Annotated in this window: 21 protein-coding genes; 10 read left to right on the top strand and 11 right to left on the bottom strand. The window is 52.3% G+C overall.

Translation table 11 applies throughout. From position 1 onward, the window contains the following. Positions 1–2: 2 nt before the first annotated feature. Complete coding sequence (locus Q334_RS0109875) at positions 3–1,127, bottom strand: cation diffusion facilitator family transporter (RefSeq protein ID WP_027313067.1); 1,125 nt, start codon at positions 1,125–1,127, stop codon at positions 3–5. Positions 1,128–1,477: 350 nt separating this feature from the next. On the opposite strand from Q334_RS0109875, the gene Q334_RS18690 reads away from it, so the two are divergent. After that, positions 1,478–2,344 carry a bile acid:sodium symporter family protein gene (locus Q334_RS18690; protein WP_035461295.1) on the top strand — a complete coding sequence of 289 codons (867 nt, stop codon included), beginning with the start codon at positions 1,478–1,480 and terminating at the stop codon, positions 2,342–2,344. Between the two features lie 47 nt (positions 2,345–2,391). On the opposite strand, the gene Q334_RS0109885 is transcribed toward Q334_RS18690, so the two are convergent. Both Q334_RS0109885 and msrA read right to left on the bottom strand, forming a co-directional pair. Beyond that, complete coding sequence (locus Q334_RS0109885; protein ID WP_027313068.1) at positions 2,392–3,306, bottom strand: recombination-associated protein RdgC; 915 nt, start codon at positions 3,304–3,306, stop codon at positions 2,392–2,394. A gap of 106 nt (positions 3,307–3,412) precedes the next feature. Further along, positions 3,413–4,042 carry a peptide-methionine (S)-S-oxide reductase MsrA gene (msrA, locus tag Q334_RS0109890; protein WP_245593677.1) on the bottom strand — a complete coding sequence of 210 codons (630 nt, stop codon included), beginning with the start codon at positions 4,040–4,042 and terminating at the stop codon, positions 3,413–3,415. Between the two features lie 90 nt (positions 4,043–4,132). On the opposite strand from msrA, the gene Q334_RS0109895 reads away from it, so the two are divergent. Beyond that, on the top strand, positions 4,133–4,534 hold the full coding sequence (locus Q334_RS0109895) for an acyl-CoA thioesterase (RefSeq protein WP_027313070.1): 402 nt from the start codon (positions 4,133–4,135) through the stop codon (positions 4,532–4,534). Positions 4,535–4,545: 11 nt separating this feature from the next. Here the strand turns inward: Q334_RS0109895 and Q334_RS20010 are convergent, their stop codons facing one another. Beyond that, positions 4,546–5,991, bottom strand: coding sequence for an HD-GYP domain-containing protein (locus Q334_RS20010; RefSeq protein WP_051527693.1), 1,446 nt, complete (start codon positions 5,989–5,991; stop codon positions 4,546–4,548). 332 nt (positions 5,992–6,323) lie between these two features. On the opposite strand from Q334_RS20010, the gene Q334_RS0109905 reads away from it, so the two are divergent. From Q334_RS0109905 to Q334_RS0109930, 6 genes are all read left to right on the top strand, one after another. After that, positions 6,324–7,316 carry a BMP family lipoprotein gene (locus tag Q334_RS0109905; protein WP_027313071.1) on the top strand — a complete coding sequence of 331 codons (993 nt, stop codon included), beginning with the start codon at positions 6,324–6,326 and terminating at the stop codon, positions 7,314–7,316. 15 nt (positions 7,317–7,331) lie between these two features. After that, complete coding sequence (locus Q334_RS0109910) at positions 7,332–8,918, top strand: ABC transporter ATP-binding protein (protein WP_051527694.1); 1,587 nt, start codon at positions 7,332–7,334, stop codon at positions 8,916–8,918. Then, on the top strand, positions 8,915–10,009 hold the full coding sequence (locus Q334_RS0109915; RefSeq protein ID WP_027313073.1) for an ABC transporter permease: 1,095 nt from the start codon (positions 8,915–8,917) through the stop codon (positions 10,007–10,009). The genes Q334_RS0109910 and Q334_RS0109915 overlap by 4 nt, the downstream gene beginning before the upstream one ends. 10 nt (positions 10,010–10,019) lie before the next feature. Beyond that, a complete protein-coding gene (locus tag Q334_RS0109920; RefSeq protein WP_027313074.1) occupies positions 10,020–10,994 on the top strand; it encodes an ABC transporter permease in 975 nt (324 codons plus the stop codon). Between the two features lie 113 nt (positions 10,995–11,107). Next, a complete protein-coding gene (locus tag Q334_RS0109925) occupies positions 11,108–12,202 on the top strand; it encodes a PfkB family carbohydrate kinase (RefSeq protein ID WP_027313075.1) in 1,095 nt (364 codons plus the stop codon). Continuing rightward, a complete protein-coding gene (locus Q334_RS0109930) occupies positions 12,192–13,118 on the top strand; it encodes a pseudouridine-5'-phosphate glycosidase (protein ID WP_027313076.1) in 927 nt (308 codons plus the stop codon). Before Q334_RS0109925 ends, Q334_RS0109930 begins: the two co-directional genes overlap by 11 nt. Positions 13,119–13,157: 39 nt before the next feature. Here the strand turns inward: Q334_RS0109930 and Q334_RS0109935 are convergent, their stop codons facing one another. Continuing rightward, complete coding sequence (locus Q334_RS0109935) at positions 13,158–14,015, bottom strand: LysR substrate-binding domain-containing protein (protein WP_035461297.1); 858 nt, start codon at positions 14,013–14,015, stop codon at positions 13,158–13,160. Positions 14,016–14,110: 95 nt separating this feature from the next. Here Q334_RS0109935 and Q334_RS18700 point away from each other — a divergent pair, with 95 nt between their 5' ends. After that, complete coding sequence (locus Q334_RS18700; protein ID WP_035461299.1) at positions 14,111–15,004, top strand: DMT family transporter; 894 nt, start codon at positions 14,111–14,113, stop codon at positions 15,002–15,004. Beyond that, positions 14,985–15,188: a 2-hydroxymuconate tautomerase family protein gene (locus Q334_RS0109945; RefSeq protein WP_027313078.1), complete on the top strand. Its 204-nt coding sequence runs from the start codon at positions 14,985–14,987 to the stop codon at positions 15,186–15,188. Before Q334_RS18700 ends, Q334_RS0109945 begins: the two co-directional genes overlap by 20 nt. Here the strand turns inward: Q334_RS0109945 and Q334_RS0109950 are convergent. The 6 genes from Q334_RS0109950 to Q334_RS0109975 all read right to left on the bottom strand — a co-directional run bounded on the left by Q334_RS0109950 (position 15,185) and on the right by Q334_RS0109975 (position 21,149). Beyond that, positions 15,185–15,448, bottom strand: a complete 264-nt coding sequence (locus Q334_RS0109950; protein WP_027313079.1) for a DUF1289 domain-containing protein — start codon at positions 15,446–15,448, stop codon at positions 15,185–15,187. The two genes, Q334_RS0109945 and Q334_RS0109950, sit on opposite strands and share 4 nt — an antisense overlap. 110 nt (positions 15,449–15,558) lie before the next feature. Further along, complete coding sequence (locus Q334_RS18705) at positions 15,559–17,265, bottom strand: EAL domain-containing protein (protein ID WP_051527695.1); 1,707 nt, start codon at positions 17,263–17,265, stop codon at positions 15,559–15,561. Between the two features lie 4 nt (positions 17,266–17,269). Next, the gene (locus tag Q334_RS0109960) at positions 17,270–17,704 is read right to left on the bottom strand and encodes a response regulator (protein WP_027313080.1); all 435 of its coding nucleotides are present in this window, start codon (positions 17,702–17,704) and stop codon (positions 17,270–17,272) included. Beyond that, positions 17,694–19,340, bottom strand: a complete 1,647-nt coding sequence (locus Q334_RS20015) for a PAS domain-containing sensor histidine kinase (protein WP_051527696.1) — start codon at positions 19,338–19,340, stop codon at positions 17,694–17,696. The genes Q334_RS0109960 and Q334_RS20015 overlap by 11 nt, the downstream gene beginning before the upstream one ends. 123 nt (positions 19,341–19,463) lie before the next feature. Then, positions 19,464–20,510, bottom strand: a complete 1,047-nt coding sequence (locus Q334_RS0109970; RefSeq protein ID WP_027313081.1) for a PLP-dependent cysteine synthase family protein — start codon at positions 20,508–20,510, stop codon at positions 19,464–19,466. A 216-nt stretch (positions 20,511–20,726) separates the two neighbouring features. Then, complete coding sequence (locus tag Q334_RS0109975) at positions 20,727–21,149, bottom strand: hypothetical protein (protein WP_027313082.1); 423 nt, start codon at positions 21,147–21,149, stop codon at positions 20,727–20,729. Positions 21,150–21,250: the final 101 nt, after the last annotated feature.

The raw sequence follows: 21,250 nt of genomic DNA on the forward strand, positions 1-21,250 counted from the left end.
GATTAGTCCGTCTCATTAAACCAGAGCTGGATATCGGCTAACCAAGCAGGAGGAGAATGCAAAATTTGCTGAGCCAGTGCCTGAGCTTGCGTCCGCTGATGCAGCGGAAAATACAGTTCAAGACGAATCTTGCGCTGTAGGTAATAAAGCTTGAGATGCAGCAGTTGCAGCTGCTGGGGTTGTAATTGCGGCGCTAGCCAGGCCTGGATGGTGCTGCGGCTGGGAAGCTGAAGTTGTGCACGCTCATCTGCCAGCACATCAATATGGAAGACGATGTCTTTCACTTGCTCATAATGATCCCGCACCCGTTGGGTGGCTCTGAGGCCAACATGATGGGCCTCGGCGGCGGTCAGCTCATCATCCACCACTAAGTGAACATCAAGGAGAAAGTTAGCGCCCATCTTGCGGGTGCGCAGATCGTGGACGGAGTGAACGCCTTCTTCATCCAGCATCAGGTGACGAATTTGGCGCAGTTCCTGGCTGGGTAAGCCGGTATCGGTAAGTTCCTGCAGGCTGCTCCAACACAGTTTCCAGCCAATATGGGCCACCATCACTGCAACTAATGCGGCGGCCAAGGCATCCATCCAGACAAAGCCTGCCAAGCTGCCAATCAGGGCAATCAAAACCACGATGGAGGACAGTGCATCGGAGCGATGGTGCCAGGCATTGGCCACCATTAACTCTGAACCCAAGCGTTCCCCGGCCCGGCGGGTGTAGTGATATAGCCACTCTTTGCCAAGAATCGAGGCGAGGGTGACGGCTAGTGCTGGCCAGGTGGGAAAACTGGCGGAGTCCTCCGCTGTGAGGCGCATCAGGCTGTCATAGCCAATGGCACCAGCAACGGCGATTAGAATGGTGCCTAGCACCACTGTCCCCAGGGTTTCAAAACGCTCATGTCCATAAGGATGGTTATGATCCGGTCCTTGGTGGGCAATGCGGGTAATGACCAGCACCATCACATCGGTCAGTAAATCAGACAGTGAGTGGATGCCATCGGCTACCAAGGCATGGGAGTGAAACAGCCAACCTGCAAAGGTCTTGGCTAACCCCAAGACGAGATTAATGAGAGCACCGATTAGGGTCACTCGTTGCATGGCTTGTTGTTTGTTGGCAGCAGCAATAGACATGGGCGTGGCTTAGTTAATCAAGGTCAGTCGTGAGCCTAACAGGGATGTAAGGGTGAGGTGAGCTCGTGACAAGCATGGGCGGAGCAGGTGAAAGATGCAAGTCTTTGATTTTATGGATGGCTTGCTAAGAGTAAAGGCAAAGGTATTAATCAGGTTGGTAGTTTTATGAGCAGTTGTTAGCGGCTTTGGCAGGTTATGCCTGTACCGTGGCTATGCACAGAGCTATCCCCAGTTTTTGTGGATAACTTCATTCTGGGGGAGGCTCATTGGTTGCCTTCTATTGATCAGTAGCACTGGTGTCTGGCTAGTGCTGGCGCATAATAGGCGCTCTATTTGGCCAAGGATTGCTTATGTCGACGCTTTTGTCTCAACAGGTTGTGCCTCTGGCACTGTTTATCTTGATGCTAGGGATGGGGATGACGCTGAGAGCCGATGACTTTCAACCATTAATGAAGCGTTATCCCTTGGTGTTATTAGGGCTTATAGGGCAATTCATCGGTTTGCCGTTGTTAGGGCTACTGATTATTAACTTGTTCGGTTTGCCTCCATTGATTGCGATGGGGCTGATGATCTTGACCTTTAGCCCTGGCGGTGCAACCTCTAACCTGATGAGTTTTTTGGCCCGTGGCGATGTGCCTCTTTCTGTTACGTTAACTGCCATTAGTAGTTTGTTAACACCACTGACTTTGCCGGTGTTGACTTGGTGGACGCTGTGGTGGTGGCAGTTACAGGATGTGCAGCCGAGCTTTCCTGTCTCAGCCCTGTTGTTGAAGTTGGTGGCAATGACCATGCTGCCTATTGTATTGGGCATGCTTTGTCGTTGGCGCTGGCCCACTTTTGCTAAGGCAATGGTTAAGCCTGTGAAGTGGGCAGGAGGGGTTTTTATGCTGGTGGTGATTGTGGCGCTGGTATTGGACTCCTATCACCAACTTCCCGAGTTGTTAGCGGCCAGTGGCATGGCGACATTGATTTTGGTGTTGTCTGGGATGGCATTGGGGGCCGGATTGGCTTGGGCAGCAGGGCAGGCAGGTGCGCAACGGGTGACTTTCGCCTTTGAGATTGGTGTACAAAATGCTGGGGTGGCGCTGTTGGTCACGCTTGGCTTATTGAACAATCCGCAAATGGCGCTAGTGCCATTAGCTTATGGCATTATCCAATTGATTCCTGCTGCGCTATTGATCGGCTCTCGGGCTCTGTTTCAGTCAGATTACCGCTAGGCGTCGGGTAAACGACAAGGCGTTAGTCGGACTAACGCCTGTGAGGCTTAGTGCTCTGGGCCAAGGTTACCCTCAAACCAGCTAATCCAGGCAGGTAACAGCCGAGCCAGTTCCAGGGCACTAAGGGTGAAGAGGGCATCAAACTCTTGCTGGGCATTATCGCTTTGATCGTTAGCCAGCTCATCCTGCAGGCGTTCACTGGCCTGCAGGCGTTTGAGAGTGAGGTCTTCGCAAAGGGTAAAGCTTAGTGAGTCTTGCCAATGAACCCCCAGGCGCACTGCTTGCTTTCCGGCACTTAGATGAGACTCTAGCTCTTCTCCTTCCAGCGCTTGGCGGCGCCAACGCAGAATACCGCCATCTTCTTCAGGGGCGCGAAGTTCGCATTCCTGCGCCAGTACTAAATCATTTGGTTGTTGACTGGGGTCTGTCAACCAAGCAGTCATAATGGCTGCTGGGCTTTTTTCTACTCGAGGAGGAATGACTGGCAGGCTGCCTAAGGCTTCACGGAGCAGATTCAGTAGGGGCTCGGCCTTGGCATGGCTGCTGGCATCCACCACAAGCCAACCGCGCTGCGGGTTTAAACAAATCCAGAAGTGCTGGTGGCGACTGAAGGCCTTGGGCAACAACTCCAGGGTGATCTGGTCCTTCAGCTCTTGTTTTTCTTTGCGGGTGGGGCGGCGTGACTGCTTGGCTTCGAAGTCATCCATTCGTTCCTGCAGGAGTTCATTCACCACCTGTCCGGGCAGAATTTTCTCTTGTTTACGTGCTTTGAGCAGGTAAAAGCCCTGGTTGGCATGCACCAGGGTATCGCCCTGGGGCAGGGGTGCAACCCAGCCCAAACGCTCGGCTTCTTGGCTGGAGCAGGGTTGAAAGCGCTGTGCTGTAATGGCCTGTTCGAGGGTATCGGCATCCAGTGTAATTGGACTCGTGAAGCTATAGATGATCAGGTTGCGAAATAGCATGGCCGGGGGGTCTATCCTGTGACGGGGTAGTGAGGGGGGTATTGTAGTGACTGCCAAGGAGTTTGCCACCTTCAGGCAGCCTTAACGGCTGCCTGCGTCGCGGTGATTAGAGAATACAGCTGACGCCAGTGCCTCCCAGACCACAGTAACCATCAGGGTTCTTGGCGAGATATTGCTGATGATATTCCTCTGCATAGTAAAACTGAGGGGCGGGCAGAATTTCAGTAGTAATGGCGCCGTAGCCAGCTTCGCTGAGTCGCTGCTGATACAAGGCTTTACTGTGTTCAGCCTGCTGTTGCTGCTCGTTATTAAAGGTGTAAATACCTGAACGGTACTGAGTGCCGACATCTCCTCCCTGACGCATGCCTTGAGTGGGGTTGTGTACTTGCCAAAATAGGCTGAGCAGCTGCTGATAACTAATTTGGGTCGGGTCGAACACAACCAGTACGACTTCATTGTGGCCGGTGAGGCCTGTGCAAACTTCTTGGTAAGTAGGGTTGGCGGTCAGGCCACCGGCATAGCCCACGGCTGTGGTGTAAATACCAGGCTGTTGCCAGAGTTTGCGCTCAGCCCCCCAAAAGCACCCTAGTCCAAACATGGCTTGTTGCAGGTGGCCAGGAAAGGGTCCTGTTAGTGGGGTTTTGAGAACATAGTGTTCTGCCGGCACCGGCATGGCCTCTTGGCGCCCGGGTAGGGCTTCCTCGGGAGTGGGCATGCTGAGTTTTTTCTGGTGCATAGTGACAACTTCCATTAGATTCGGTGTGACTTGTGTTCAGCTAAATTGGCTATGGCTGAACGTCTCCTTGCTTGGACAGGAACAGGATAAATGAGTTTCACCACTAAACTAAAGGTTCATGGTTTTCATTTGGATAGTTTTGGCCATGTTAATAATGCCCGCTATCTAGAGTTTTTAGAGGCTGCTCGTTGGGACTGGCTGGCGGCTTCCGACTGCATGCAGGTTCTGCAGCAGGAGCAAGTAGTGTTCGCTATCGTCAATATCAATATTAACTATAAGGCCGAGGCACGTCTGGGGGATGTGCTGGACATCAGTTGTGCAGTGGGGCGTTTGGGAGAAAAGAGTGTGCAGCTGACCCAAGAAGTACGGCGTGAGCGTGATCAGGTTGTGGTCGCTGATGCCACCATCACTTTTGTCTTTATGGATGTGCGTACCCGGCAGGCCCGTCCAGTGGAAGGGCGTTTGCGGGAGCTGATGCTGGCAGCAGTCTAAGACCTAAGGTGTCAGAGGTATTGGTTGAAGTCTAACTCAGGCAATGCCTCTAAATTCACTACTGGAGCGACAACGGCATCCTGGGCGGGTGAGCCCATATGGGTTTCCAGCCATACATCCTCAGGCGGCAGGTGCATGCGTTTTTGTGCATGGTAAATGCAACGAACAAGACTGGGTTGCCTGGTTTTGTCGTTGAGTTTTAAGACGAAGCCTAAACGACCACTTTTGAGTTCAACCAGCGAGCCTAAGGGGAAGATCCCCATCAGTGTGATAAAGCGTAGAAGCAGCTCCGGATCATAGCGGCTGCCTTTGGCCTGCAGCAGGGTTTTAATGGCGGCGGCAGGAATTTTGGCGTTCTTATAACAGCGATCGACGGTCATGGCATCGTAGGCATTAATGATGGCTGTCATCCTTCCATAGAGCCCAATTCGCTTGCCTTTTAACCGGTTGGGATAACCACTGCCGTCATAGTTTTCATATTGCTGGGCAGCAATGGAGCGGGTGAGCTCATTAAGCTGTGGGTAGTCACTTAAAATTTGTTCACCTAGGATGGGGTTGCGGCGAATAAGGGCCAGCTCTTCGCTGCTAAGTTGACCCTGTTTATCACGAATGTGTGCAGGAATGCGCATCATGCCAATATCGTGTAGTAATCCCCCGATAATGAGATCTCGAATCATCACCGGTTTCATATTTAAATTTAGCCCGAACAGGCCAAGCAAAATGGAGACGTTGACCGAGTGCTCAAACAGATAGTTATCAGGGCTGCGTAAACGGCCTACACACACCAGTGCATCAGGGTTACGGTTGAGCGAACGTAAAATAAGCTCAGCACTTTTGAAAACGGGATCTAAATCCAGGGCTTCCTCATTAGCAACGAGTAGGCTCACCCCCTTGATCAGCGAGACAGCTTTTTGGTGGATTGCTCGGGCGCTGACCAGCTCACTGTCAAAGTCACGCAGCTTGTTGCGGGAAGACTGCTCAGCGTTTGCTTCTAGCTGAATGGGTGCAGGATTAATTTGCTCCTCCAGAATACTCATTAAGAACTCAAAGCGGCTTAGTTTGCTCGAGCTCTGACGAAGAGTATTTACGTCCGGTTTGTAATCCGCGCGGCGCAGAGCGCCCAGAGTGCGGCCAGTGGCAAGCAGTAAAGCATATGCAAGCAGCTTGTTCTCGGCGTGATAGCGTCTATCTTCCTCGCTGGCGTGATTGGTTTCTTTTGTGTCGAAATAAGGGTCAAAGGGAAGGAGAGAAGAATCGAGTAAGTGGCGAATGCCAATAAGCGCCGCTTTACGGCGATACTGTTGGGTTTTAAGGCTACGAGGACCGTACTCCTGCACAGCAGCAAGCACGTCTTGATGCTTATTTACCATGCTTAACAACTTAGTGCTGCGTAATAGCGCATCAAGATCATAAACTTGTTGCTCAAGTGGCAAGCCAAAAAAAGTGTCGATTTCCATCCATCACCCAGCAGTTACAACTAAGCTTACTCAGTAAGAATAACCAGCATTAGTCTGCTTGTGTTGCTAAACAGGATTAAAAGCAACTCAGTAGCGACAGCATGCTAGTGTAAATCCCCTTTGAGTTCTGTGGAAAAAAGCAGTTTTTTGTTAAAGCAGAAAGCGTGAAATTTTGGTTGCTATTTATTTGACCATTTGGATAAATTGAATGCGGTTTCTTAGACTTAGGTTTGATACTGCATATAATAGCTGACCAGTGGGCGGCTGTTCGTAAGATCAGCCGCTATTCTTTGTCTGGTTAAACCCAACAATAACAGAGCGAAAGGTGTGCTATGAAACGTACCTTGCTAGCTGCAGCGGTGGCGCTGTCTGCTTCTTTCAGTGTCCAGGCTGCGGATGTAAAACCTGCAGTGGTCTATGATCTGGGCGGTAAGTTTGACAAGTCTTTCAACGAAGCAGTGGCCAATGGTCTGAAGCGCTTCACCGATGAAACCCAGATTGAAGTAGCCGAGTTCGAACCTTCGAACGAGTCTCAAATTGAGCAGGCGCTACGCAAGATGGCGAAGCGTGGTTCTAACCCTGTCATCGCAGTCGGCTTTAACCAGGCTCATGCCCTGGAGAAAGTCGCTAAAGAGTTTCCTGATACTCAATTTACCCTGCTAGACATGGTCGTTGATCTGCCTAACGTGCAGTCTGTGGTGTTTAAAGAACACGAAGGCTCCTTCCTGGTAGGAGCTTTGGCTGCCATGGCCAGCAAGACCGGTAAGGTTGGCTTTGTTGGTGGCATGGATATCGCTCTGATCCGTAAATTTGAGTGTGGTTATGCGCAGGGCGCCAAGCACATCAACCCTCAGGTTGAGGTGTATCAGAACATGACTGGGTCGACCCCCACCGCTTGGAATAACCCTGGCAAGGGTGCTGAGCTGGCTAAGAGCCAGTTTGACCGTGGCGCAGACGTCGTCTTTGCCGCTGCCGGTGGTACTGGCACGGGGGTTTATCAGGCCGCTAAGGACAATGGCAAACTGGCAATTGGTGTTGATTCTAACCAGAACCACCTGCACCCCGGTACCATGCTCACTTCTATGGTGAAGGGCGTTGATGTGGCTGCTTATAACACCATCAAAGAACTGATGGCGGATAGCTGGAAGCCTGGAATTCAGGTGTTGGGTCTGGCTGAAGGGGGTGTTTCCTGGGCCTATGATGACAACAACAAAGACCTGATCACGGATGAAATGAAGGCTAAAATGGAAGAGCTGAGCAAGGGCATCCTGGCTGGCGACATCAAGGTCCATGATTACATGGCTACCAATTCCTGCGATATCTAACTTCCATAGGTTGTTATGACTGTGCTAACCCCACAGGCGGCCGGGTCTTCGGACCCGGTTTCCGCTCAAGCTCGGCCCCTCGCTCTGGAACTGCGTAACATCAGTAAGCGTTTCGGAGCAGTGCAGGCCAATAAAGATATTTCATTACAAGTGCCCGCCGGCACCATTCAAGGGATTGTGGGTGAGAATGGCGCGGGTAAGTCCACTTTAATGAGCATCATTTATGGCTTTTATGAAGCAGACACTGGAGACATTCTGGTGGATGGACAGCTTTGTAATATCCGTAATTCACAGGATGCTATTGCGGCAGGTATTGGTATGGTGCACCAGCATTTTATGCTGGTTGATAACTTCTCAGTGGTCGAGAACGTCATGCTCGGCGCTGAGGGGGGAGCCTTGCTGCGTCAAGGACGAGAGCAGGTTCGTCAAGAGCTGCTGCGTCTAGGGCGAGAATACCGCTTAGAAGTGGACCCGGATGCTATCGTCGGTGAGCTCTCCGTAGGCTTACAGCAACGAGTAGAAATTTTAAAAGCCCTCTATCGTGGGGCGCGTATTCTGATTCTGGATGAGCCCACCGGGGTATTGACCCCGCAGGAAACAGACGAACTGTTCCGTATTCTGTTTTCGTTGCGTGAACAGGGAGTCACTATTTTGCTGATTACCCATAAGCTGCGGGAAATCATGGATGCCACGGATCAAGTGGCTGTCATGCGTCAGGGCGAAATGGTGGCGCACCGCCAGACTGCCGCCACCAGTAAAGAAGAGCTGGCGGAGTTGATGGTTGGCCGTAAAGTGCTGCTACGTGTAGATAAAGCCCCGGCAAATCCCGGTAAGACCTTGCTCAAGGTTGAGCGGTTGAATGTGAAGGATAAACAGGGGGTATTGCGGGTTAAGGATGTCAGCTTTGCGCTTAAAGCAGGGGAAGTTGTGGGTATTGCCGGGGTATCTGGTAATGGCCAAAGTGAGCTGCTTGAGGCGCTATCTGGGATCATGGCCGTCGCATCGGGACGGATTGAGGTTGCCGGTGTAGGTATTGATGCAGAACATCCTCAGGATGCAGCACAGCTGCGTCAACTAGGGGTGGCTCATGTACCGGAAGATCGCCACCGAATGGGAATGATCACTGCCTTTACTGCACAGGAATCGGCCATTCTCGGTTATCACCGTGAGCCTGAATTTAATGGCAAGATTTTGATGGATAAAGCGGCGATTCTGCATTCCTACCAGGAAAAGGCCGAAGCCTACGACGTCCGTCCGCGGGATCCCTTCCTGAAATCAGCCAATTTTTCCGGCGGCAATCAGCAAAAAATCGTGTTAGCGCGGGAGATGGAGCGTCACCCGGATATCCTCTTAATCGGCCAGCCCACACGGGGTGTGGACATTGGTGCCATTGAATTTATTCATCAACGCATTATCGCCATGCGCGATGCGGGGAAGGCTATCTTGCTGGTGTCGGTAGAACTGGAAGAAATTATGTCTCTGAGTGACCGCATTCTGGTGATGTGCGATGGACGCATTACCGGTGAGGTGAGCGCGGCAGAAGCCGATGAGCGCACGCTGGGTCTGCTGATGGCAAATGCTCAGGCAGGAGGGCAGGCATGAGTCAAGCAGCGGTTCCTGCGTGGGTGAATACAGGCTTGATGCCTGCTTTAAATATTCTGACCGCCTTTGCGGTGACGGCGCTGGTATTTGTGGCAATCGGGGTAAATCCCTGGGAAGCTGCGCAGATCATGCTGTATGGCGCCTTTGGCTATGAAGAAGGTTTGGGGTATACCCTCTATTACACCACTAACTTCATCTTTACCGGTTTGGCAGTCGCAGTGGCGTTTCACGCAGGCTTGTTCAATATCGGTGGTGAAGGCCAGGCTTATATTGGCGGGCTGGGTGCAGGTTTGCTGTGTCTTGGCTTAGACCCTTATTTGCCGGGTTGGTTGTTAATTCCTTTGGCGATTGTTGCCAGTGCGGCCTTTGGTGCGTTCTGGGGTTTTATCCCCGGCTATCTGCAAGCTAAACGCGGCAGTCACATCGTTATTACCACCATCATGTTTAACTTTCTTGCTTCGGCACTGATGGTTTATCTGATGGTGAACATTCTCATCATTCCTGGACAGATGTCCCCGGTAAGTCGAGAGCTGGCCGAGCACGCCTGGATTCCCTTTATCCACGACATCTTAGGTGGGCTGGGAGTGGAGTTTGAGTCTTCACCGCTCAATGCTTCCTTTTTCCTGGCATTACTGTGCTGTGTTGGAGTGTGGTTCTTAATCTGGCGCACGCGCTGGGGTTATGAGTTGCGCGCGGTAGGCAGCAATAGTGTGGCGGCGGTGTATGCCGGGATTAAGCCTGCCCGTGTCATTATTTGGGTGATGTGCTTGTCTGGTGCCTTGGCAGGCTTGGTAGGGGTGAATGAGATCCTCGGTGTGCAGCACCGCCTGATGCTGGGCTTTAATGCCGGCTATGGCTTTGCCGGTATTGCGGTAGCTCTGATGGGACGCAATCACCCAGTGGGCATTATTCTGGCCAGCCTGCTGTTTGGCGCACTCTATCAGGGTGGGGCGGAATTAGCCTTTGAAATGCCCGATATTACCCGTGACATCGTGGTGATGATTCAGGGCTTGGTGATCCTGTTCTGCGGTGCATTGGAGTTTATGTACCGTGGCTGGCTGAGCAAAGCGTTCAGCCGTAAAGCGGCTTGAGGAGGCGACCATGACTGAATTTTTTGAAGTACTGGTGCTGACTTTGGACGCCACTCTGCGGGTTGCTACCCCCCTGATTTTGGCTGCTATGGCGGGGATGTTCTCTGAGCGTTCAGGGGTGGTAGACATCAGCTTGGAAGGCAAGATGCTGGCAGCGGCTTTTGTTGCGGCAGCAGTAGCTTATCTGTCCTCTTCACCTTGGCTAGCGTTACTGGCGGCGATGGTGGTATCGACCTTCTTTGCCATGCTGCATGGCTTTGCTTGTATTACTCATCGCGGTAATCAGGTGGTTAGTGGCGTGGCTATCAATATCCTGGTTGCGGGTTTAACCATAGTGCTGGGGTTGGTGTGGTTTAAAGAAGGTGGGCAAACACCGCATATCAGCAATGAGGCACGTTTTACTTCGATTGATCTGCCTGGGGCGCAGTTGTTGGCAGAGGTGCCGGTGATTGGTTCGCTCTATTCAGAGTTAATCAGTGGCCATAACATGCTGGTGTACCTGGCGTTTGCGGCAGTGCCGCTAAGCTGGTGGGTGATTTACCGCACCCGTTTTGGCTTGCGCCTGCGGGCAGTGGGTGAGAATCCCAAGGCGGTGGATACGGCAGGGATTAACGTGGCGTGGCTACGTTACCGAGCGTTGATGATTGGCGGCCTGCTTTGCGGTATTGGTGGTACTTACATTGCCATCGCGCAAAATGCCCAATTTGTTCGGGACATGACTGCGGGACAAGGCTTTATGGCCTTGGCGGCGCTGATCTTCGGCAAATGGCGGCCGGTGCCAGTGTTGTTTGCTTGCCTGTTGTTTGGCTTCCTTGATGCTGTTGCTGTGCGGATGCAAGGGGTGTCTCTACCTGGGATTGGCGTTGTGCCGGTGCAGTTTATTGAGGCCTTGCCTTACTTGCTCACTATCATTCTGCTAGCCGGTTTTATCGGTAAAGCGGTGGCTCCTAAGGCGATTGGTGAGCCTTATGTGAAAGAACGTTAATGCGTTTTTTCATGTCGTTAAAAAACCCGCTTCGGCGGGTTTTTTATTAGGGCTTTACCTTGGGGGGGGATCAGGCTAAATTAAGCAAAAGTTTGCATGGTAAGCATTTGTTTATGACGCAGCGTGAACGACAAATACTGGAGCTGGTGCGGCAGGATCCACTGATTTCCCAGCAGGCCTTGGCAGAACGTCTAGGAATTAGCCGTTCAGCTGTTGCCGTGCATCTGATGCACTTGAGTCAGAAGGGCTACATTTTGGGCAAGGGATACATCCTAGCACCCTCTTCCTATGTCATGGTGGTCGGCGGAGCCAATATGGATATCAGTGCCATCGCCGCGCAACCGCTACGGATGGGGGACTCCAATCCCGGTCGAGTACGTACATCCCCGGGGGGAGTGGCGCGTAACATCGCCGAAAATCTGGGCCGTTTGGGGGTAGATTGCCGCCTGCTCACCGCTGTGGGGGATGACCCCTACGGACAAACCCTGTTGGAAAGCACTCAGCGTGCAGGGGTTAATGTGCGCGCCTCACTGATTTGCCCAGGGCAAGCCAGCTCGACCTATGTGTCAGTGCACCAGCCTGATGGCGAGATGCAGGTTGCCTTTAATGATATGGCGGTATTGGAGGCTCTCACGCCCCAGGCGCTGGCAGCTCAATTAGACGCGCTGCAACAGGCTGCTGCTTTGGTATTAGACACCAATATTCAAGCAGAGACGTTGGCTTGGTTGTGCAGCCAGTGCCAGCATTCGCCGATCTTCGTTGACCCTGTGTCAGCCTATAAGGTGGAGCGCATTCGCCCTTGGCTTGGCCATATTCATACCCTGAAACCCAACCAGTTGGAGGCAGCCACGCTATCCGGGAAAGCCTTTGCCGGTCTGAATGAGGCACCGGCCCAGGCGGACTGGTTGCATAGTGAAGGGGTGCAGCAGGTGGTTTTCAGCTTAGGAGCAGAGGGAGTGTTCTGCAGCGATGGACAGACCCAGCAGCATCTGCCGCCTATCCCAGTTGAAGTTGTCAATGTCACCGGAGCAGGGGATGCCCTGATGGCAGGTCTGGTGTGGGGCTGGCTGAATCAGCAGCCGTTAGTCCAGGCAGCACGTTTTGCGCAGGCATGTGCCGCCCTGACCCTGGGCTGCGAATCCACCAATCATCCCAGTTTAAGCCCGCAGTTATTAGCCCGTTTTATGGAGACGTCTAATGAATCTTGAGCAGTATTTGGATATTCATCCTGAGGTAGCCGCCGCTTTGGCCGCCGGTCAACCTGTGGTTGCCCTGGAGTCCACCATCATCTCCCATGGCATGCCCTATCCACAAAATGTGGAGACGGCTTTACAGGTTGAGGCGGAAGTCCGTGCACAGGGTGCGGTGCCAGCAACCATCGCAATTATTAATGGCCGTTTGAAGGCTGGCCTGAGCCAGGAAGAGATTACCTTGCTAGGTAAAGAGGGGCAGGCAGTGGCAAAGTGCAGTCGCCGTGATTTGCCGTTTGTGTTGGCAGCCCGGCGTCATGGTGCTACTACGGTGGCCTCAACCATGATTATTGCGGCGCTGGCGGGCATTCGTGTGTTTGCCACCGGAGGTATTGGCGGCGTGCACCGCGGTGCGCAACAGAGTTTCGATATCTCTGCCGACCTGCAAGAGTTGGCCCAAACCAATGTGGCTGTTGTCTGTGCTGGGGCGAAGTCTATTTTGGATCTGGGATTAACCTTGGAGTATCTGGAGACTCATGGTGTGCCGGTGGTGGGCTATCAAACAGAGTCGCTGCCGGCGTTTTTTACCCGTGATAGTGATTATAAGGTGGATTATCGCCTCGACACTCCCACCCAGATTGCGCAAGCCTTGCAGGTGAAATGGCAGCTGGGCTTGGATGGGGGAGTGGTGGTGACTAATCCCATACCCGAGGCCTATGCGATGCCTAAACAGGCGATTGATGCGGCGATTGAGCAGGCCCTGTCAGAAGCAGAACAACAGGGGATTAGTGGTAAGGCGTCGACTCCTTTTCTGTTAGCGCGGGTATGTGAGTTGACCGGTGGTAATTCGCTGGCCTCGAATATCCAGCTGGTGATGAATAATGCCCGTTTGGCAGCGAAAATTGCCGCTGAATATCAGCAGTTAAGCCGCTGAGCTTGGGCTCCAGCCGCCTAATGTGGGGTTGGAGAAACTTTACTCAGGCGCTGAGTGTTGGCTGAGCGCCTGTTTTAATGCCTCAATACCGGGTTGCTGGCGTTGGCGTAACCAGATCATATAGGTTGTGACCTGTGCCAGTTGCGTTGGCAAGGGATGCTCCTGGAGAGCGTGCCGGTAGGGGTAAACTTCCAGCAGGCTACGCGGCACAATGCCCAAGCCCATTCCGGCACTGGCACAGCTGAGTATGCCGTGGTAGGAGTTCAGCTCCAGCAGGGGGCGCTGTGGGCCTCCCTGCATTTGACTCCATTGCTCCAGTACCATGCGGTAGGAGCAACCGCGGGTAAAGGCGAGCAGGTAGCCCTGATGCTCACCATCACGTGCGCTCACACCAACCAGATGCTCCTGCCAGATGGCGAGCTGCTGTAACTGCTCGTGTTCGGGTGGATGGGCGACAAAGGCGACATCTAGTTGCCTGTCCAACACCTGCTGGGCAATGGGTTGGCTAGGACCTGTTTGTAAACGGATCGCCAACTTAGGGTAACACTGGTGCAGTTCCGCCAGAATGACCGGAATGCGCACGGCAGCGGTGCTTTCCATACTACCAATGCGCAGCGGACCGCTGGGCTCATCCTGCTTGACTACCTGATAAATCTCCGCTGCCTGTTTCAGCAGTTGCTCGCTATGGCTGAGTAAGCGCTCTCCCGCGGGGGTTAGCTCCATGCCTTTGCCCTGGCGCCAAAACAGCTGCTCATCAAGTAATTCTTCCAAGTGTTTTAGACGAGTGCTGATATTGGACTGGACCCGATGCAATTGCTGGGCAGCTTGGGTGACGCTGCCTGTATGAGCGACGGTCTGAAAGATGTGCAGGTCGGTGAGTTCCGGTGTTTTGAGCATGCCTATCTCATTTTGAGAACTTTGTATTCATATTTATTCATTGGATGAGATTGATCTTCTCTCTTAGGCTAGCAAGGAGTCAAGAGGAGAGCGTGATGAAGGGCTACGGGTTTGCGATAGCAACGGTCAGTATCTGGACGGGGTTTATGCTGGTGTCACGGCATGGCGGTCTTAGCACCCTCAGCGCCTGGGACATGATGGCGTTGCGTTTTTTTCCTGCCACGCTGTTGCTCGTACCGCTGTGGTGGTGGCAGGGACGGCCATCTCTATGGCATGGCCGTTCAGTGCTGCTGGCCTTGGTGGGGGGGTTAGGTTATGCCAGCTTGGCCTATCAAGGGTTTCGCCAGGCACCGGTCGCCCATGCTGGGGTGTTATTGCCGGGAATGCTGCCGTTTGTTATTGCGTTGCTGGCCTGGAAGCTCTTGGATGAACCTTTATCTAAAGCACGTTTACAGGGCTTGGCGTTGATGCTGGCAGGGGTGGCCTGCCTGATGGGGGATGCCTGGCAAGACCCCGCCATCGGCCAAGGTGATGTCCTAATTTTTCTCTCAGCCCTGTGTTGGTCACTCTATACCGTGCTGGCTAAGCGTTGGGGCATGACTCCCTGGCAGGCAACGTTCAGTTTGGGAATCGTTTCGGCACTGCTCTATGCCCCGATTTACGGGTTGTTTTTGTGGCCGGACGTATCTCAGTGGCAATGGCAAGATGTGTTGTTGCAGGGCGTATATCAAGGGGTAATTGCCACTGTATTGGCCATGGTGCTCTACCTCCAGGCAATTAAGCATTTAGGAGCCACGCAAATGGGCATGATGATGGGATTAATTCCGCCGTTTTCTGCCTTGCTGGCCGTGCCTATTCTAGGTGAGGGGTGGAGCTGGGCGACGGCAATGGGACTCGTGCTGGTGTTGGGGGGCGTGATCCAGGCAAACAAACAAGCGTTACTCAAGCTGTTATGTAAGGAGAAAGGTTATGCCGTACGTGAATATTAAGGTGACCCGTGAGGGGGTAAGCCGCGAGCAAAAGCAGGCTTTGATCAGTGGGGTGACTCAGTTACTGGTTGAGGTACTGGGTAAAAATCCTGCGACTACAGTTGTCGTGATTGATGAAGTCGAGCTGGATAATTGGGGCGTGGCGGGGGAGTTGGTAAGCGATAGACGGGCGCAGGGGCGTTAGCTTTCATCCAGTGGTAGTTGCGGTTGAGGCGTATCGGAGACCTGGCCGCGTTGCTGTTGTCGTTGAGCTTGCAGGCGGCGCAGGTAGCGCATACGGCAAGCTTGAATGACTTGCAGGCGCTGTTGGTTGCTAAATTGATGCCAATGGAAGCGCTCATCCCGAGTACGCAGACAACCGCGGCAAAAGCCCCGGTTGTCACTTTCGCAGACGCCAGCACAGGGACTGGGGACGGGAATATCAAATAAGTCTAATTGGCTCACGTTCTGTGCTCATGTTCCAGAATCGCCTTGTGGCAGTATGGTGTTACGCCAGAGCTTTGCCAAGTCTGGGGGCAGCTCAAGTAAGTGTCTTAGATTGGTCAGTCAATCACTTAGCAAGACTGCTGGACAAGCTGGTGCAGGCCAAAACGTTCTGGAACGGCTTCTGGTTTGCCAATCGCATAGCCTTGGCAGTAATCCACCCCCAAACGCTCCAGCTCCACACGAGTACGTTCATCTTCGACAAACTCAGCGATGGTTTTGAGTCCGGCGACATGACAGATTTTATTAATCGATTCGACAATCGCCATGCTCATCGGTGAGTCGCAAATATCACGGACAAAGCTGCCATCTATCTTGATAAAGTCCACTTGCAGATTCTTGAGATAGCCGTAAGAACTCATCCCAGCGCCAAAATCATCCAGGGCAAAGTGACAGCCGAGTTCCCGTAGCTTGCCAATAAACTGACTTGCTTTTTGAAAGTTAGAAACAGCAGTGGTCTCAGTGATTTCAAAACAAAGGGTTTCCGGGGAAATGCTGTGGAGAATCATTTGTTCGGCAACAAACTGTGGGAAGTGCTCATCCCCCAAGGTGGAGCCAGAAAGGTTGATAAAGAACAGGCAACGTCCATTCTGATGTTCACTAATATGGCGGAAACTTAAACGCACCATATGGCGATCAAGCTGATTCATCAGGTGGTAACGTTCGGCGGCAGGGATGAACACTCCTGGCGGAATCAAGCGATCCTGTTGGCGTAAGCGCAGTAAAAACTCATAGAAAATAGGCTGTGAATGTTGCGTCAGCGGCAGTGCCACTATGGGCTGCCAGAATGCACAGAACTCATGATTCTGCATTGCTTGATTAAGTATATTGACCCAGCCGAGTTGCTCACGCATCTGGCTAATGGCCAGATCCTGTTCCTGATAAATATGGATGCGTCCACGACCTGATTCCTTGGCGGAATAACAAGCCATATCTGCGGCAGACAGAATCATGCTGGGCTCACAAAGCTGTTGGGTAATCTCAACCGCGCCCATGCTGGCGCCAATCGAGAAAAGCTTGTCTTGCCAGTTAAAGCGAAAACGCAGCACTTCTTCTTGCAGACGCTCAGCAATTTTCATGCCCTCTTGTAGAGGGGTGTGCTCCATCAAAATGGTAAATTCATCGCCACCCACGCGGCAGAGTTGATGGCAGCTGGCTAAGTGCTGGCGAAATAGCGTCGCGACCTGAATGAGCAATTGATCTCCCGCCAAGTGGCCACAACTATCGTTGACCACCTTGAAGTCATCGAGGTCGATAAACAACAGAGTATGAACCTCGCTGCCACTGAGATTGGCGCAGACTTGCTCTAAGGCCCGTTCAAAGGCAAAGCGGTTGTGCAAGCCGGTTAAGGCATCGTGAAAAGCCATGTAATGCAGGCGTTGCTCGGCATCACGGCGGGCTTGGCGGGTATTGGCGTCCCGTAGTTCACGCTCAATGGCAGGTACTAAGCGGGTAAGGTTGTGTTTGAGCACATAGTCATTGGCACCCGCTTTGAGGGTTTCAATCGCTAGCTCTTCACCCATGCTACCCGATACCACAATCAACGGGATGTCTGGATGTTGCTGGCGAACCAGATCAATGACATCCAAGCAATTAAAACCGGGTAGGTTATGGTCAGTAATCACGATGTCCCACTCTTGTGGCAACATCGCTTGTAAGTCGTCCAGTAAGTAGACCCGTTTGATGTGGGGATCAAACCCTCCCTTACGCAACTGAATATCGAGCAACAGTTCGTCGTCGTAGGTATCTTCAATTAGCAGAATGGAAATAGGCTTCATAACTTCAGCAAACGTAAACCTGAGGCGGGTGATTAATTTCCAGCCAGTAGCGCCCCAGACTGCCTACTGAGTCGATAAAAGAATCAAAGTCGACCGGTTTACGGACGAAGCTATTCGCACCTAATGAATAGGATTGGTTGATATCCGCCTCCTCATTGGACGTGGTCAGTACAACCACCGGTAAGGTACGGGTGCGCTGGTGCTGGCGCAGATACTTCAGTACTTCATGCCCATTAAGAGCGGGAAGATTAAGGTCTAGTAGCACCAGCACAGGAAGGGGATGTGAGTGGTCTAGGGCACTGAAGTAGTCGAGTGCTTGTTGACCGTCGCGTACGGTCACCACTTTATTGCTGATATTGTTTTTTAATAGGGCTCGGCGGGTGAGGAGTTCATCATCCGGATTATCCTCGACCAACAAAATGGTTCCTTCACGCAGCATCAGTTTTGCTACTCCTTGCGTTGTCCAAAGCCAATGGAGCAAGTGTAGACGAAGTTTTTCCGCCCGCCAGGATGAAATAAAAAGTACTACCTTGGTCCGGTTGGGATTCTGCCCAGATGTGGCCGCCATGGCGTTGTAGAATGCGTTGTACCGTGGCAAGACCGATGCCGGAGCCTTCAAATTCATCTTGGCTATGTAGTCGTTGGAAGGCAGCAAAAATACGGTTGATCTGGTCGGCAGGCATGCCGATGCCGTTGTCACGCACATAGAACACCTGGTCTGCCGTTTGGCCAATCTCGATGTTAGCCTCAGGCCGTGGCCGGCTGTACTTCCAGGCGTTGCCAATCAAATTCTGGAGCATCGAATAAAGCAGGCGGGGGTCTCCCATACTGGTCATCGTTGGTTGGATTTCTACATTAACGCGGCGCTGGGGTTCGCTTAAGCGTAACTGACTGCAGATTTCCTCGGCAATGTCGCTCAGGTTCACCTCTTGTTGTTGTAGAGGATGACGGCTGACACGGGAGAGTTCTAATAGCCCATCCAACAGGCGTGACATTTGTTGCGCTGCCAAGCGCATACGCTGTAGATAGAGAGTGCCTAAGCCATCCAATTGTCCACTGTAGTCTTCCAGCAGGGCATGGGAGAAACCATCCAGTGCACGCAGTGGGGTACGAAGATCGTGGGAAGCAGAATAGGCAAAGGACTCCAGTTCTTTGTTCAGGAACTCCAGCTCACGGGTACGTTCGCGCACCCGTTGCTCTAATGCTTCATTGGCTTGAAGAAGGGCTTGCTCTGCATCGCCACGTTCAATTTCGGATGCAATGCGATCAGCAAAGAGCTCAAACAGGCTCCGCGCAAATTGTGGATCCTGCAGTGGTTGCTTAAACATTGCCACGATGATGCCCATTACCTGGCGTTGTTCATTACGCAAAGGGGTACCAATGTAGGCCTGAATACCCAGCTCAGCCAACATCAGATCACGTGGATAGAGATCGGCAACGCTGCGTTGGTGCACGCAGATGTAACCCTGACCGGTTTGAGCGCAGGGGGTGTCATGCAGGGCATAGGGCTGTAAGGGTAAGGCTTTACCCTCAGGACCCAGGTTGATAATAGGGACTGCCTGCGCCTCGCCGTTAAGGCGCGCAATCATCAGGTAGTCGGCATTCAATAAACGCTGCAGACTCTGGCTGCAATGTTGTAGAAAGGCCTCACCATAGCGACGTGTTAAGCCACCGATCAGCTCCCGGCTGGCATGCTGCATTTGCTTGGCTTCGGAAATGTCATGACCAATGGTGCAAATGCCAAGCAGATTTTGCTGCTCATCCAGCAGTGGGAATTTTTCCACCCAGAAGGTAAGAGGGGCTTGATGAGGGTGTGGGTGGGGATAGGTTTCTTCAGTCGTCAGCTTCAAACCATGAAGTACGGAAAACTCGTTACTTTCGATAGGGTCGGCCAGCTCTGCAAAAATACTGCGGGCACTTTGACCCAGAACCTGCTCTTTCTCTAGCCCTAATAATTGGAGGAAATTATGGCTGACATGGGTAAAACGCAGGTTGGCGTCTTTGAGATAAAAAATGCCTGGGGCATGTTGCTCCAATGCTTGAATGAGACCCTTGCCTAGCGAGGATGCGGACATTCCAAAGCTCCTTGAGCTAACCCTGTTAATTTTTGTAAGAGAACTATAGCAGCTCTTTTAGGGTCAGCCAGGAGGTTGGAAATAGCTTTTTAATGAACCTGTTAGGCGCTTATGGCCCTCCGGTTAAAGAGGGTAACGTTGCTGTAATTGCTGCTGATAAGGGCGAATATCGCCAATTTTGCAGGCCACCCAGTCAGGGTTGTAGTAAGTGTCCAGGTAGCGTTCGCCACTATCGCAGATCAGGGTAACAATGGAGCCTTGCTGACCCTGCTGTTGCATGTTCTGCGCAAGCTGTAATGCCGCATATACGTTAGTGCCGGTGCTGGCACCGCACTTACGGCCGAGTAACGTATCCAGCCAGTAGAGCGTGGCAATTGCAGCGGTATCCTCTACCTGCATCATCGTGTCAATCACATCTGCAATAAAGGAAGGTTCTACCCTGGGGCGGCCAATGCCTTCAATACGTGAACCCTGGGATGAGGTGAGGTTGTTATCGCGACTGTGATAATAGGGGTAGAACACAGAAAAGTCGGGGTCGGCGACACAGAGTTGGGTATCTAAACGCTGATAGCGTAAATAACGCCCCAGGGTGGCGGAAGTGCCTCCGGTGCCTGCGCTCATCACAATCCATTGCGGGATAGGGTGGGGTTCTGCCTGCATCTGGCGGAAGATCGATTCGGCAATATTGTTATTGCCGCGCCAGTCGGTGGCACGCTCGGCATAGGTAAACTGATCCATATAGTGTCCACCCAACTCGTGGGCGAGTCGCTCGGATTCAGCATAAATCGAGGTGGCGGGTACGAGGTGGCAACGACCACCATAAAATTCTATCTGGCGGATTTTTTTGCTGGCGGTATGTTCCGGAATAACAGCAATAAATGGCAGGCCCAACAGGCGGGCGAAATAGGCCTCCGAGATAGCGGTGCTGCCACTGGAAGACTCAATAATGGGTGTACCTTCACGGATCCAGCCATTGCACAGGCCATAGAGAAACAGAGAACGTGCCAGGCGGTGTTTCAAGCTACCGCTGGGGTGAGTGCTTTCATCTTTTAAATAAAGATCGATACCGCTTAGGTTGGGGATGTCCAGCTTAATTAAATGGGTATCGGCGGAGCGCTGAAAGTCGGCTTCGATTTTGGCAATGGCTTGATTAACCCATTCTCTGGACATAACTGGACTCCGGCTAAGCATGAGGAGTCTGTATTATGGCTTAGAACTAAAATGAAGTGGTTGAAGCTTTTTGGTTATAAAGCTGTACTAAATTCATTGCCTGCTGGTTCCCAGAGTTGATTAATTGTTCTTAGGGCAGGCTGTTCAGGGCTGGAGCATGCAGTTGTGACTGGCATAAGTGCCAGCCACAATTGCAATTGTGGCGAGGGGATCGCGTTAGAAGAACTTCGGGCAGATCTTTTCCTGGCCCTGAGCCCAGCGTACAACCGTCTGTGCTACTGGTTGCCAAGTCAAGCTAGCGAATTTCACCGTCAGGCGAGTCTGATTCTCGGCTTCACCTTCTGAAAAGCGTGCAGTGACTACGGGGCCGAGGGTGCCATTCATTTTGATTTCACCAAAGCCGTTGTCATCTTTGACCAGCAGGGCATCCAGGTGGCTAATGCGGCCGGTGTTGCAACCGCGCATGTAGGGCAGTGTCTTTTTGTATACGCTGCGATAGTCACCGCTAATTTCCACGTGGATTTCATCAGCAGGAACAGGTTTGACGACTTCGGCTTGTTTCGGTTCTTCTTTTTTCGCCCAGGGATTCAGGCTGCAACCAGAAATAAGCAGACTGAGAAGGAGCATAGGTACGCGCATAAAAGCAATCCGTATCGGGGTTAACTTTCTTAAAAATAATCTCGTCAGCCGAGGTTAGCCGAGATGTGTCGCCACGCTCTCGCTCGCTTTATTTGACACGC

This window comes from Balneatrix alpica DSM 16621, from assembly GCF_000619885.1.
In the GTDB taxonomy this organism is placed as follows: Bacteria; Pseudomonadota; Gammaproteobacteria; order Pseudomonadales; family Balneatricaceae; genus Balneatrix; species Balneatrix alpica.

Bases quoted from the DNA above. Each gene is read 5' to 3' on its own strand.
- Q334_RS0109875 (WP_027313067.1), bottom strand. From the start codon at position 1,127: ATGTCTATTGCTGCTGCCAACAAACAACAAGCCATGCAACGAGTGACC.
- Q334_RS18690 (WP_035461295.1), top strand. From the start codon at position 1,478: ATGTCGACGCTTTTGTCTCAACAGGTTGTGCCTCTGGCACTGTTTATC.
- Q334_RS0109885 (WP_027313068.1), bottom strand. From the start codon at position 3,306: ATGCTATTTCGCAACCTGATCATCTATAGCTTCACGAGTCCAATTACA.
- msrA (WP_245593677.1), bottom strand. From the start codon at position 4,042: ATGCACCAGAAAAAACTCAGCATGCCCACTCCCGAGGAAGCCCTACCC.
- Q334_RS0109895 (WP_027313070.1), top strand. From the start codon at position 4,133: ATGAGTTTCACCACTAAACTAAAGGTTCATGGTTTTCATTTGGATAGT.
- Q334_RS20010 (WP_051527693.1), bottom strand. From the start codon at position 5,991: ATGGAAATCGACACTTTTTTTGGCTTGCCACTTGAGCAACAAGTTTAT.
- Q334_RS0109905 (WP_027313071.1), top strand. From the start codon at position 6,324: ATGAAACGTACCTTGCTAGCTGCAGCGGTGGCGCTGTCTGCTTCTTTC.
- Q334_RS0109910 (WP_051527694.1), top strand. From the start codon at position 7,332: ATGACTGTGCTAACCCCACAGGCGGCCGGGTCTTCGGACCCGGTTTCC.
- Q334_RS0109915 (WP_027313073.1), top strand. From the start codon at position 8,915: ATGAGTCAAGCAGCGGTTCCTGCGTGGGTGAATACAGGCTTGATGCCT.
- Q334_RS0109920 (WP_027313074.1), top strand. From the start codon at position 10,020: ATGACTGAATTTTTTGAAGTACTGGTGCTGACTTTGGACGCCACTCTG.
- Q334_RS0109925 (WP_027313075.1), top strand. From the start codon at position 11,108: ATGACGCAGCGTGAACGACAAATACTGGAGCTGGTGCGGCAGGATCCA.
- Q334_RS0109930 (WP_027313076.1), top strand. From the start codon at position 12,192: ATGAATCTTGAGCAGTATTTGGATATTCATCCTGAGGTAGCCGCCGCT.
- Q334_RS0109935 (WP_035461297.1), bottom strand. From the start codon at position 14,015: ATGCTCAAAACACCGGAACTCACCGACCTGCACATCTTTCAGACCGTC.
- Q334_RS18700 (WP_035461299.1), top strand. From the start codon at position 14,111: ATGAAGGGCTACGGGTTTGCGATAGCAACGGTCAGTATCTGGACGGGG.
- Q334_RS0109945 (WP_027313078.1), top strand. From the start codon at position 14,985: ATGCCGTACGTGAATATTAAGGTGACCCGTGAGGGGGTAAGCCGCGAG.
- Q334_RS18705 (WP_051527695.1), bottom strand. From the start codon at position 17,265: ATGAAGCCTATTTCCATTCTGCTAATTGAAGATACCTACGACGACGAA.
- Q334_RS0109960 (WP_027313080.1), bottom strand. From the start codon at position 17,704: ATGCTGCGTGAAGGAACCATTTTGTTGGTCGAGGATAATCCGGATGAT.
- Q334_RS20015 (WP_051527696.1), bottom strand. From the start codon at position 19,340: ATGTCCGCATCCTCGCTAGGCAAGGGTCTCATTCAAGCATTGGAGCAA.
- Q334_RS0109970 (WP_027313081.1), bottom strand. From the start codon at position 20,510: ATGTCCAGAGAATGGGTTAATCAAGCCATTGCCAAAATCGAAGCCGAC.
- Q334_RS0109975 (WP_027313082.1), bottom strand. From the start codon at position 21,149: ATGCGCGTACCTATGCTCCTTCTCAGTCTGCTTATTTCTGGTTGCAGC.